10 protein-coding genes are annotated in these 12860 nt (G+C 64.1%); 5 read left to right on the top strand and 5 right to left on the bottom strand.

Translation table 11 applies throughout. From position 1 onward, the window contains the following. Window positions 1-97: 97 nt before the first annotated feature. Entirely contained in the window at window positions 98-1822 is a 1725-nt protein-coding gene (gene folP, locus DWV48_RS06770) for a dihydropteroate synthase (protein WP_118654057.1), read from the bottom strand. Between the two features lie 331 nt (window positions 1823-2153). Here folP and DWV48_RS06765 point away from each other — a divergent pair, with 331 nt between their 5' ends. Beyond that, complete coding sequence (locus DWV48_RS06765) at window positions 2154-2996, top strand: exodeoxyribonuclease III (RefSeq protein ID WP_118654056.1); 843 nt, start codon at window positions 2154-2156, stop codon at window positions 2994-2996. Here DWV48_RS06765 and DWV48_RS06760 read toward each other — a convergent pair. The 4 genes from DWV48_RS06760 to DWV48_RS06745 all read right to left on the bottom strand — a co-directional run bounded on the left by DWV48_RS06760 (window position 2888) and on the right by DWV48_RS06745 (window position 7405). Continuing rightward, window positions 2888-3967, bottom strand: a complete 1080-nt coding sequence (locus tag DWV48_RS06760) for a cation:proton antiporter (protein ID WP_118654055.1) — start codon at window positions 3965-3967, stop codon at window positions 2888-2890. The two genes, DWV48_RS06765 and DWV48_RS06760, sit on opposite strands and share 109 nt — an antisense overlap. 65 nt (window positions 3968-4032) lie before the next feature. Further along, a complete protein-coding gene (locus tag DWV48_RS06755; RefSeq protein ID WP_233546213.1) occupies window positions 4033-4800 on the bottom strand; it encodes an ECF transporter S component in 768 nt (255 codons plus the stop codon). Beyond that, on the bottom strand, window positions 4800-6383 hold the full coding sequence (locus tag DWV48_RS06750) for an ABC transporter ATP-binding protein (RefSeq protein ID WP_233546208.1): 1584 nt from the start codon (window positions 6381-6383) through the stop codon (window positions 4800-4802). Before DWV48_RS06750 ends, DWV48_RS06755 begins: the two co-directional genes overlap by 1 nt. Next, the gene (locus DWV48_RS06745; RefSeq protein WP_233546207.1) at window positions 6380-7405 is read right to left on the bottom strand and encodes an energy-coupling factor transporter transmembrane component T; all 1026 of its coding nucleotides are present in this window, start codon (window positions 7403-7405) and stop codon (window positions 6380-6382) included. Before DWV48_RS06745 ends, DWV48_RS06750 begins: the two co-directional genes overlap by 4 nt. A gap of 131 nt (window positions 7406-7536) precedes the next feature. Here DWV48_RS06745 and glmU point away from each other — a divergent pair, with 131 nt between their 5' ends. From glmU to pth, 4 genes are all read left to right on the top strand, one after another. Then, window positions 7537-8937 carry a bifunctional UDP-N-acetylglucosamine diphosphorylase/glucosamine-1-phosphate N-acetyltransferase GlmU gene (glmU, locus tag DWV48_RS06740; protein WP_118654054.1) on the top strand — a complete coding sequence of 467 codons (1401 nt, stop codon included), beginning with the start codon at window positions 7537-7539 and terminating at the stop codon, window positions 8935-8937. A gap of 264 nt (window positions 8938-9201) precedes the next feature. Then, window positions 9202-10188 carry a ribose-phosphate pyrophosphokinase gene (locus DWV48_RS06735; RefSeq protein ID WP_118654053.1) on the top strand — a complete coding sequence of 329 codons (987 nt, stop codon included), beginning with the start codon at window positions 9202-9204 and terminating at the stop codon, window positions 10186-10188. A gap of 698 nt (window positions 10189-10886) precedes the next feature. After that, a complete protein-coding gene (locus DWV48_RS06730; protein WP_118654052.1) occupies window positions 10887-11837 on the top strand; it encodes a hypothetical protein in 951 nt (316 codons plus the stop codon). Window positions 11838-11952: 115 nt separating this feature from the next. After that, the gene (gene pth / locus DWV48_RS06725; RefSeq protein WP_199588914.1) at window positions 11953-12582 is read left to right on the top strand and encodes an aminoacyl-tRNA hydrolase; all 630 of its coding nucleotides are present in this window, start codon (window positions 11953-11955) and stop codon (window positions 12580-12582) included. Window positions 12583-12860: the final 278 nt, after the last annotated feature.

Raw genomic sequence — 12860 nt, 5'->3', positions numbered from 1 at the left:
GGTCAGGCTGGCCTGGGCTGGGTCCGTTCAGCCTGACCCAGTTCAGCCCAGCGCGGGGCCTGCATGCGCTCCCCCACCGCGGACGCGAGCGGGCGGCTTACAGGGTGCCGAGCTCCGCCACTACGTGGCCCACGCGGTCCTCGGGCTCCTTGACGTCGAGGCCCTCGTAGCGGAAGAAGCGCGCCGGGTTATGCATGAGGTCCTCAAGCGGAACCAACACGAAATCGCGCTCGCCCAGGCCGGGATGCGGGAGGCGTAGCTTTTCGCCGCCATGGATCTCGTTATCCATCCACAGCAGATCGCAGTCGATAACGCGCGGGCCGTTGGGGCGTGTACCCTTGCCGCGCGTGCGGCCGAGCTTCTGCTCGATCTTCATGAGCTCTTCGAGCAGGATGAGCGGCGCCAGCTCGGTCTTGATCTCGATCACCGCATTGGCAAAGGCATCCTGATCCGTTTCGTAGGCGGGCTCGCTCTCGTAAATGCGCGAGCAGCTCGACACACACGTCATGGGGATCTGGGCAATGAGGTCGCGCGCGGTGCGGATGTTCTCCAAACGGTCGCCCTCGTTGGAGCCGAGCGCCACGTAGGCGCGGCGCGGCTGCGGGCGGGCGATCGCCCAAAAACCATTCAGGAACTGGGCGAACCCGGCAACGTTGTGCACGCGCACGATGTTTGCGCCCTGCTCGATGGCGCCCAGGCACACGCCGAACGTGGCGATGTCGCGCTCCCTGGCGTTTGCCACGCCCGAGATGGCGCCCACCAGGCGCTTGCGCGATACGGCACACAGCGTGGGATAGCCCAGCGAGGCGATCTTGCCCAGCTCGCGTTGGATAACGATGTCCTCGTTGGCCACCTTGCCAAAACCCGAGCCCGGATCCAGGCAGATGCGCTCGCGGGCCACGCCTGCGTGTATGAGCGCGCGGGCCTGGTCGGACAGGAAGCCCATGACGCGACGCATGATCGGGGCCGAATCGGGCAGGGTGAAGCGGCGGAGCTGCGCGGAGCGGCTGCCGTTGTATGCGGTGGCCCCGGAGCGCGCCATCACGGACGCAAGATCGTCGCTGGAAGGTGCGTCTTCGACCGATGCGCTCACGGCATCCGCGTCGGTCGCATCGAACGCCACGGCGGCAGATGCGCCGGGGGCCGGCGCGGCCTGCTCGGCATCGGCTGCGGGAGCCGGCGCGTCGAACGGCAGCTGCGGCTGCAGGGGCTGCACCATGCCGGAGATGAGCTTTGCCTTGGCGGCGCGCTTGGACTTGCCGGTGGCGCCCAGCGCGCGAGCGGCCTCCTCGGCCTCGCGAGCCTTCTGCGCCATGAATGCGGCGGCGGAGGTGTCGAGCTGGACCTCGGTGTGCGTGCGGGGACGCTCGACGTCGGCAACCTCGCCGGCATGCATGACCACCAGGCCGCAGTCGCTCTCCTTGACGAAATCGACCATGCGCGGGTCGGTGAAGCCCGTCACGTCGTTGACGATGGAGGCTCCCACGCGGACGGCCGCCTTGGCGACTTCCACATGGCGGGTATCGATAGACACAACGGCGCCGGCTTTGGCGAGCGCCTGCACGACCGGCAGCACGCGGCGCGCCTCGGTGTCGGGATCGACCGGGGTGAAACCGGGACGGGTCGACTCGCCGCCGACGTCGATGATATCGGCGCCATCGTCGAGCATCTTGAGGCCGTGCGCGATTGCGGCGTCGGTGTCGAGGTACTCGCCACCGTCGCTGATGGAATCGGGCGTGACGTTGAGGACGCCCATGATGCGCGGGCGGTCGAACTTCAGCTCGTATTTTCCGCAGCGCCAAACTTTGGAATCGCGTGCCATGAGGATCCTTTCGAAACAGACAAACTCGTTCTATTGTATCCAGCCCACTCGTTTTACGTTGCGCGAATGTCGTGGCACGCGGGGATAGAGAGGCCGAGAACGCCCTAAACCTCGAATGCCCGCGCGATATCGCAGCAGATGAGCAGGGCGGCGCGCTCATCCTGGAGCGTCGGCAACCAGGCGAGGCTTTCGCCGAACCGCAATCGCAGCGCCACCGCCATCTAGTATAGTTAGCCATGCGATACCCTACTGGGCCCATTTCGTCGGCGCACGCAGCGCCGAACGGGCCCTTCGACATATCCGGCGCTGTGCGCCGCCGAAGGAGACCATCATGACCGACACCGCTTCCCGCACGCTCAAGCTCGCCTCGTGGAACGTCAACGGCCTGCGCGCCGTGCTCAAAAAGGACCCGAGCTTCACCGACATCGTGGCCGAACTCGACGCCGACGTCCTCGGCCTGCAGGAGACCAAACTGCAGGAGGGTCAGGTCGAGCTCGACCTTCCCGGTTATCACCAGGTGTGGAGCTACGCTGAGCGCAAGGGTTACTCCGGCACGGCCGTGTTCTGCCGCGAGGAGCCCCTTTCCGTACGTCACGCAGACGCCGTGCTCGACGCGGGCCGCGGGGCGGGACTCGACGACGACCGCCTCGAGCTGGTTGCCGCGGCGGCAACCGAGGGCCGCGTGTGCGCGCTCGAGTTCGAGCACTATTGGTTCGTGGACGTCTACACGCCCAACGCCCAAAACGAGCTCGCCCGCCTGAACGTGCGCATGGCATGGGACGACGCCTACCGCGCCTTTCTGCGCTCCCTCGAGGACGAGACCGGCAAACCCGTCGTGACCTGCGGGGATTTCAACGTCGCCCATAACGAGATCGACCTCAAGAACCCCAAGTCGAACCGCGGCAACGCGGGCTTCTCCGATGAGGAGCGGGCCAAGTTCGGCGAGCTGCTCGACGCCGGCTACACCGACACCTTCCGCGCCGCCAACCCCGGCCTCGAGGGCGCCTACAGCTGGTGGAGCTACCGCTTCAACGCACGCAAGAACAATGCGGGCTGGCGCATCGACTACTTCCTGGTGAGCGATTCCATCGCCGACCGCGTGCGCGCCACGGGCATCCGCAGCGACATCTTCGGCTCGGACCATTGCCCCGTCACGCTGGAGATCGAGCTGTAAGCAACGACGGCAATCGCGGGCGGGCGGGCGCATGGCGCGCACCTTTGCCGTCGACTCCCGCGCGTCTCCGTACCGCCGCGAAGCGCGTTATCCGCGCGCGGCACCGAATCCCGCAATCCGCCAGCATCGACCCCCTCGGGCGCGGCACCATCGAGCAAGACCTTGCCGGACGAGAACCCATCCAGCGCGCCCGCGCCGGGCGCATCAGTGCCGACGGCCTCGCCATACAGCCGCGCAAGAGCGGGAACCCCACCCAACGCGTGCTCAAGCGGCATGCGCGCCTTGAACACAAAACTGTTCAGCGCAATAGACAGCACCGCCGCGCCAAGAATCAGGCTGTACTGATCCTGCGTGAGCACGCCGAGCGCCATGCCCGTCTGTCCAATGAGAAACGAGAACTCGCCAATCTGCGACAAACCTGCCGCAATGGTGAGCGAGCTTGCGAGCCCCGCGCGAAACGCCACCGGGAGCACCACCAAAATAACCACCGTGATCAGGTCCTCCACGATGAGCCATCCCGTCGCGATGCGACCGCCCTCGGTGTCGGCGAGGCCCGCGTCGGCCAGGTTTTTGATGAGCACGACCGTCGAAGCGATGGATACGGACAGGCCGAGCATGATGCCCGCCTCGATCGGCCAGCCCAGAGCAAGGCCCAGCCCACAGCCGGTGAGTGTGCCGAGGGCTGTTTGCAGCAAGGCACCCGGCACCGCAACGCGACGCACGGCCACGAGGTCGTCGAAGGAGAAGTGCAGGCCGGTGCCGAACATCATGAACATGACGCCCACCTCGGCAAGCTGGCTCATCGCATGCGAATCTCCGATGAAGCCCGGGGTGAACGGCCCTACCGCAAGACCGCCGAGCAGGTAACCCACAACCGGTGGGAGGCGCGCGGCACGGGCGAGGATGCCGCCCAAAAACGCCGCGACGAGGGCGATGACAAACGTGGCGAGGAGAATGCTGTCTCCGTGCATGTGGACCTCCGGGTGGGCACGCGCCCGGTCGAATCAGCTACATACGATGTTTGCATGATATCAGTCTACCCACGCAGGCCGTATTTGCGCACCACGCGGTTGATGCGGCGCGTCCACGGGCCATACAGGACCGCAAGAAACACCGCGGTCGCCACACCGTGAATGACGTCGAACGGCAGAGATGCCGCCACATACGCCAGAGTGCCAGGCCAGGTAAACGGGCGCACGAACCCCAAGACGCCGTAGGCGTTGATGATCACGCCGTAGAGGGCCCCAGAAGCAAGTCCGCATGTGACGAGTGTCACCATACGCGGCTTACCCGTGGCGCGGTTGTCGAATACGCCGGCGCTTGCGAGCACTCCGCCCAGGTATCCGACCATGCCCCAGGCGTACATCTGCCACGGACTCCACATGCCCTGACCAAAGAAGAAGTTACTGGCGAGCGCGGCGAGGGCCCCAACCATGAAGCCGTTTCGGCGGCCCAGGGTGGCTCCGGCGATGATCGCGATGGCCGAGACCGGCTTGAAGTCCGGCACCGCGGCGAACAAGATACGCCCGGCGGCCGCAAGGGCGGAGAGCACAAGCGTGGGCATAATCTGCCTCAGCGCCGGACGACCCGCCTCGTACCCCGCGAAGAACAAGGCGAGCACCACCGTCACCACCAGCAACATGAGCAGCGCCGTTTGGGCAAAGCCCGCAACGAGGGCCAATCCCATCGCAAGCGGAACCGCAGCGAGGAGCACGACCTCGAGCAGGGCTCCTCCGGGATAGGCGGCCAGCCCGTCAGGCGATGCCGCAGCACGCTGTTTCTCGTCGTCAAACCTCATGTACATCACAGCCGGTAGAAGATGTTGTTGCGGAAGAACTCGTCGGCAGGCTCCGTGCAGGCAACCTCGCCGTCAAACAGCAGCGAGACGCTGTTGGCAAGGCCCGAGACGAGCTCCAGGTCGTGCGTCGCCATAACGATGGTGGCACCCCGCGCGCGTTCCTCCTCGAGCACCTCCGCGACCCTGCGGCGAGCCGCGCGGTCGAGCCCCTTGGTGGGCTCATCGAGCAGCAGCAAGCGCGGCCGTACCAGGAGCACCTTGCCCAAGGCAAGCAGCTGACGCTGACCGCCCGACAAATCATACGGATGCGCAGCAGCGCGGTCGGCAAGGCCGAGCCTCGAAAGCATGGCCTCGACCTCTTGCGGCCCGTAAGCTCCAACGCTCGACCATTCCATAAGCTCGTCTAGCGCGCACTCCTCGGCGAACAATGCCTTGGGGTTCTGCGGCAGTAGGGCCCTCTCGCGCACATCGATGCAAACGGCACCCTTCTGCACGCGTTTCGTTCCCGCCATCAGCGCCAGCAGCGTGGACTTTCCGCAGCCATTGCCACCCACCAGTGCGTGCAGCTCGCCCGTGCGCACGGACAGCTCGGTGCCGCGCAGGACCCAATCTTCGTCGCGTCCATAGCGAAACCACGCACCACGCACCTCGACGGCAGTGCCGCCGTTCGCGGCACCGGCGCGCATCCGACCAGCGTGCGCGGTCGTAGCAGCCGCCTCGCCTGCAGCTCCTCGCATGGAAACGCGGCGGCCAAACTCCTCGAGCGCCACCTCGTGCACGCGGCCGCTCCGCAGCTCGAACGCGCACGTGGCGTAATCTGCCATGAGCTCCGGCGCATGGGTGGCCACGATCACCGTACAGCCCAGCTCGCGATTCACGCGAAACAGCGCATGCAGGAAATTCTTGGTCGCAATGGGATCAAGCTGCGCCGTGGGCTCGTCGAGCAGCAGCAGGCGCGGCTGCATCACCAGCGTGGATGCCAAGGCCAGAAGTTGTTTGCGCCCGCCCGAGAGCGCGTCCGTGGCGCAGCGAAACCAGTCGCCCATGCCAAAAAAATACCCCGCCTCCGCCACGCGACGCCGCATCTCGGCCTGGGGAACGCCCAGGTTCTCCAGGCCAAACGCCATCTCGTGCCACACGCTGTCGCACACAATCTGGTTGTCGGGATCCTGAAAGACAAACCCCACCGTACGGGCAGATTCCTCGTCCGAAAGGCCCCCCACCGGACGTCCGAACACCCGAACCGATCCTGCCCGGCACCCAGCTGGCGCAATCTGCGGCTTCACCAGCGACAGCAGGGTGGACTTGCCCGAACCGGTATCACCCACCAAAAGGGCAAACGCGCCCGGCTCGATACTCAGGCAGACATCCTCTAGAACAGGCGCGGGCGAATCGGGATAGGAAAAAGACAGACCTTGGAAAGAGAGCGCCGGGGCAAGCGCATGTGCGGGGGCTTCGGCCTGCGCGCGAGCTCCGCCGTCGTCCGCACGACACCCCGTGCCGCCCGTGCAAAGCCCATCGTCCGCACAGGGCCCTCCGTCATCCACGCCGAGCCCTCCGCCGCCCATACCGGCTTGGCAATCGCTCATGCGAATCTCCTCATCTCATATATATGGAGCACGGCGGGCGTGAACATCCAGGCTGCGTACGGCAGGTACCCCCACCACATATCAATAGGGCTAAGACGCGGGTAGAACGCGTAGGGCGCGGTCAACGTCCAGGAGACCCACGCGCACAGGAGCCCTCCCATCAGCAGCATCGCCGCCGCGGCGGCATCGCGCGGCGTGAACCGATACGGCATGTAGGTCGTCCTGTGCTTGCAGGCGCCCCAGCCCCGGGCGCGCATGGCGTCGGCCGTCTCAAGCGAGTCCTCCATAGCCCACCCCATGAGCACGGAGCTCTGACGCAACCGGCTCGCAACGCCGGCGGGCAGCCCTCGACCCCGGGCAGCGCGTCCCCCCGATCTCAACGGCAGGCGCCGCGCCGACGCGCCGACAACGGCCTCCGCGCTCGCCCGCGACGCACGCGGCCCCTGCGAACCATGCTCCTTCGACCTCGCCTCTGCACCGTTCTCGACACCGCCCCCCGCAGACACCGCGCAGCTCCGCGCCACATCCTGCGCTGACGCAATCGCGCGACCCCGCCTCAAAAACCTCGGCACCAGGCGCATCGTCATCGAGACCATAAGTGCCACAACGGGAATCGAATTTCCCAACAAGCCCAAAACCTTGTCATACGAAAGCATCGCGGAGGCGGCGGCGAACCACTGAACGCTCGCGAGGAACAAAAGCGCCATCGCGCAGCCGTAGAGCAAGCTCTCCATAAAGACCGGTCGCCCAAAGAACACGAACAGCTCGGTCGACCCCATGTGGACGAACAGGGGGTTTACCAGGGTGATCACGAGAACCACCGGCAGCTGCCAGCGCAGTGAGCTCAGCGCCGCCCAGATGCCGCGCGCGCACGCCGCGTATGCAAATCCGCCGGCGAACGAGATAGCCACCAAGACCGGATGCATCGAAAACATGGTGAGAGCGAGCGTGATCGTGATGAACACCGCGGGCACCACGGGGTGCATGGCGTCGAACGCCGTGTGTCGTACTGCCTGAGCCAAGAGCGCACCTCCCCTGTGACAATTGCACGCGCATCCCCCGGTGCGCACCATCCGCCTCCCACGCTGCGGTATCATCGCATTACGCGCGCCATGCGCGCGTGGAACCTGCAACCAATCTTTGGGAGCCATATATGGATGTTACCGCGATTGTAATGGCCGCCGGCGAGGGCACGCGCATGAAGTCAAACCATGCCAAAGTGTCTCACAAGATTTTGGGAAAGCCCATGGCCTGTTGGGTCATCGACTCCGCGCTCGCGGCGGGCTGCAACCGCGTCATCGTTGTTGTGGGTAGCCACTCCGATGAGGTCCGCGCCATGATCGCCAGTGCCTATGAGGGCACGCCTGCCGCCGGTGTCGTCGAGTGCGTCGAGCAGGCCGAGCGCCTCGGCACCGGTCACGCCGTCCGCTGCGCGCTGGAGGCCACCGGCATCGATGCCGGACCCATCGTGGTCCTCAACGGCGACCTGCCGCTCATCCAGGCCGACACCATCCGCACCTTCGCCAACACGGTCGCCAACGGCACACACGCCGGTGCGGTGCTCACCTTCACTCCGCCTGCGCCCTTCGGCTACGGCCGCATCGAGCTCGCCGCAGACGGCTCGGTCAACCGCATCATCGAGCAGAAGGACTGCACGCCCGAGCAGGATGCCGAGCTGCTGGAATGCAATGCCGGCTGCTACGCCTTCGACGGTGCGCTGCTCGCCGCCCACATCGGCGAAATCGGCAACGACAACGCGCAGGCTGAGTACTACTTGCCCGACATGGTCGAGATCCTCAAGGACCACGGCCATGCCGTCACCATCTTCCACTGCGATGACTACCGCGACGGCCTGGGCGTGAACAGCCGCGCGCAGCTCGCCGAGCTCACCGCCATCGCGCGCGACCGCATCAACGAGCACCTCATGACCGAGGGCGTCACGTTCATCGATCCCGCCCAGGCGTGGATTTCCCCCGACGCGACAATCGGTCGCGACACGGTCGTGTGGCCGCAGACGCACCTCATCGGCACCTGCCGCATCGGAGAGGGCTGCCAGCTCGGCCCCAACACCCGCCTCACCAACGTGGTCGCCGGCGACAACTGTTCGCTCGACGAAACCGTGGCCATCGACGTCGCGATCGAGAACGGCGTCACTTGCGGCCCCCGCTGCTACCTGCGCCCGGGTACGCACCTGCTCGACCGCGCGCACGTGGGCACGCACGTGGAGATCAAGAAGTCCACCATTGGCGTGGGCTCCAAGGTGCCGCACCTCTCCTACATTGGCGACACCACCATGGGCGCCGGCGTCAACGTGGGCGCGGGCTCCATCACCTGCAACTACGACGGCAAGAACAAACACGCCACCACCATCGGCGACCGCACGTTCATTGGCTCGGACACCATGATGGTCGCCCCCGTGAACATCGGCGACGACGCGATCACCGGCGCGAGCAGCTGCATCACACGTGACGTGCCCAGCGGCGCGCTCGCCGTCGAGCGTAACGACCAGCGCATCATCGAGGGCTACACCGAGAAGCGCCGCGCTCGCCTCTAAGTTTCAATTGGGGACAGGCACAAATTGAACATGCCGCCCGAGGTGCTTCGCCAAGGGTCCGCCGGCCATCCGTCACTTCGGAAGGCCGGCTTTTTCATGAACGCCGCAAGCCCAGCATATTTTCAATTTGTACCTGTCCCCAATTGAAACACCGCTCCTCTCACCGATGAAGTTTCCTTGGGCGGATTATCGATGGTCAAATAGCTGGCAAAGTGGCTAATATATAGAGCGTGTATGGATGTTGTGGCGTATAAAGGAGAAGTCATGCCAACAACCGATCCCAAAAAGACCGTTGATATGAGCAAGATCCTGCGAGTGTACTCCGGTTCCTCCAACCGTCCGCTTGCCCAGAAGATCGCCAACCAGCTCGGCGTTGAGCTCTCCGGACTCACCCTCAAGCAGTTCGCCAACGGCGAGATCTACGCGCGCTACGACGAGACCGTCCGTGGCGCCGATGTGTTCCTCATCCAATCCGTCGCTGGCGGCAACGTCAACGACATGCTGATGGAACTCCTCATCGCCACCGACGCCGCCAAGCGCGCCTCCGCCCGCTCCATCACCGCCGTCATCACCCACTACGGTTACGCCCGTCAGGACCGCAAGGCCGGCCCGCGTGAGCCCATCACCGCCCGCCTCGTCGCCAACCTGCTCGAGTGCGCCGGCGTCGACCGCATCATCACGCTCGACCTGCACCAGGGCCAGATCCAGGGCTTCTTCGACATCCCGGTGAACCACCTTTCCGCGTTGCCGCTCTTTGCCGATTACTATGACGCCAAGGGCTTCGATACCGACAATCTGGTCGTTGTCTCCCCCGACGTGGGTCGCGCCAAGGCCGCCAAGAAGCTCTCTGACATGCTCGGCTGCAGCCTCGCCATCGCGCACAAGGGCCGTCCGCGCCACAACGCGGCCGAAGTCATGGGCATCATTGGCGATATTGAGGGCAAGACCTGCATCATCAACGACGACATGATCGACACCGCCGGCACCCTGTGCGCCAACGTGCGCGAGCTCAAGGCTCTCGGCGCTGGCGACATCTACGTGTGCGCAACCCACGGCATCTTCTCCGGCCAGGCCATCCAGCGCCTGAACGATGCGCCTATCGTCGAGTGCCTGGTCACCGACGCCATCCCCGTTGAGGAAGGCGGCAAGATCAAGACCATCTCCGTCGCCGGTGAGTTCGCCGAGACCATCTCCGCCGTGTACTACGAGCAGTCCGTAAGCACGCTCGTGGGCGGCGACTTCGCCATGTAAGGTAGCCGCGCTCATAGCTGCACCAAGCAGAGTTCTGCGGTAGGTTGCCCCCGTCTTCCAGGCTAGAGTCTGGGAAACGGGGGCTTTTTCTTTCCGATCAACTCCGTTTTCGTCCATGGAGAACCTTACCTCCATGGTGCTCCAGCTAAGAAGCATCTAGGTTCTAGAAAAATGGCTAATTATTACCGTTTTGTATCCCCCAAATGACCCTAGAAGCAGTTCTTGGTGCCATCAACCACCCTCATTTGGCTATATTCGCCTGTTTGTGCCCATTTTTAAGCAGTTTCGCCGCGTTTTCTTTAACTACAAGAGCTCAAGACCGTCTGAATCGTCCGCCAGCAGCCGACGGACGATACAAAACGGTAATTTTTAGCCATTTTTCTCAATTCACGTTTCTCGTGCCACGGGCGCGCGCCTTGATGTAGCTTCTTTACATGGACGCACTTGTTTTCTCACATATCTCGGCCTTGCGCGCAATCAGGCGTGCACGAGGGGCGTATTCTGCCGTTCCGTGGAGGTCGCTTACCGTCGCCGAACAACGCCGAGTTCTGGCGAATTGCAAGCCCAACCTCTCGACACTCGATTTTGATTATCTTGGTCGCCATGCCCTTTGGAATGGCGAGGACGGTGAGCGCCTTGACGTTCTCGTATCTGACCCAACATGTCGCCGAGCCAGAAAGCCCCTGACGTGCCATGTTATGTCGCGCGATCTTCCCGCTGGATCCATCCTCGAAATCGAGCGCGGTCTTTACTGCACCTCCCCCGCGTTCACCGCATATCTCTATTCGCGTGGCCGCTCCGTCCCAGAAATCGCCGCGCTCCTCATGGAGCTTCTTGGAACGTATTCCCTGCCTCACAATGCAACGCTTTCCATTGCGAGGGGCAAAACGTGGTCGTCAATGGACGGCATCCGGCTCCCCAATTCCGCGTCAGCCGAAACGCACCTCAGCGGCCTCGACACCTCCGCCGAGACCGACCCCGAGATTAACGACGTCTCCGATACGCCCCTTGGCGCGCCCGATGGAACAGCAACGCACCGCACACACGGCAACCAGCAGGTCAAGATTGAACAGACCCATTATTCATGCGAGCCGGCCGCCACCAAAAAGCAACTCAGGGCAATCGCGAAGTGGACCAAAAGCAGCCGTGACCATGCCTTTCGCCGAGCGGTCGACCTCGTCGCACCCAATTCCGCCTCGCCGGCAGAAACCATCCAGTACTGCATGCTCGGATTCCCCATGCAGTACGGAGGCTTTAATTGCGCCGCGCTACCCGACGGCATGTTGCTCAACCACCGCATCGACTTTACGCATGACGCGGTGCTCATGTCATCGGGTATGCCCTATGCCGTTGCCGATTGTTTCATTCCCGCAGCCAATGTCGACGTCGAATACAACGGCACGGGACACGAGGAGCTCCCCGCTCGCATCCACGACGGCAACCGCAACAACGGCCTTCGCTGCATGGGCATCAACGTTATCGTTATTCAACGCGACCAAATGCGCGACATCCAAGCGCTCGAGGCCATCGCGCGCACCATATACCGCTTTGCCCACATGCGGTTTAGGTACCAAGGAAAAGGCCATCGCGCCAAGCAGGCAAACCTGCTCAACGCCCTTCGAGGTGCGGTGGGGCTTAAGCCCGTGTAGCGCTACATGTTGCTCGGGATACCAGCAACTTATGCTCTCCCTGCGGGGGTCGTTGACAGCGCCGCACGGCACACGCACCATGTTCTGCGGGAAGTATCAACAGCAAGGAGACCTCATGGCCGCAGCACAGCCCAAGAAAATCCGTATGGTCGCCGGCCTCGGCAACCCCGGCGACGAGTACGCCGCTACCCGCCACAACGCCGGCTTTTGCGCCATCGACATCCTCGCTCGGCAGGCGGGCGTAAGCTATTGGAAGAACCAGGCGGGCGCCGAGGTCGCGCTCATCAGCGTGAACGACCCCGAAGAGGAGGGCGGCAAGCGCGAAGTCGTGCTGGTCAAGCCCCAGTCGTACATGAACACGAGCGGCGGGCCCATCTCCAAGCTCTGCGCGCAGTACAAAGTGAAGCCCGAAGAGCTGCTCGTGATCCACGACGAGCTGGACATCCCAGCGGGCGACGTACGCGTTAAGGTCGGCGGCGGGCACGCCGGCCACAACGGCCTGCGCTCCATCATCGACAAACTCGGCAGTCGCGACTTCTCGCGCGTCCGCGCCGGCATTGGCGACCCTCCGGGACGTATGCCCGTGGCCGATTTCGTGCTCAAGCAACTGCGCGCCAAGGAGGCCGAGGATTTCGGCTTTATGACGCAAGCCGCCGCTGAGGCCGCCGCGCTGGCCGTGACGCGCGGCGTCATCTTTGCCCGCGACCACGTCAACGGCGGCGCGGGATCCAACGGCAAGCACTAGGAGCCCAACCTCAATTTAGGGACAGGCACCGAATTGAGATGGAGACGCCAACGAACACCGCCGGGCAGTCGTTGTAAAACTATCCCTAGCTGCTTCCCAGCAACGCCCACCGAACAACGGCCCACCATTGGCCCGATAGCACATCGGTTCGAACCCCGAATGGGAAACGCGCGGTATACTGAACACCGTATGCGCATATTCGCCATGCGCATATGCCGCTTAGGCTTCATCGGGGCACTCGTGCGCGCTACCTGCGCAAACGCCCCCGACCAATCAGA

It is taken from the genome of Collinsella sp. AF08-23 (assembly GCF_003479805.1).
Classification (GTDB): domain Bacteria; phylum Actinomycetota; class Coriobacteriia; order Coriobacteriales; family Coriobacteriaceae; genus Collinsella.
The sequence above is the reverse complement of the archived record's forward strand: the minus strand, read 5'-3'. Positions and strand labels throughout refer to the sequence as shown.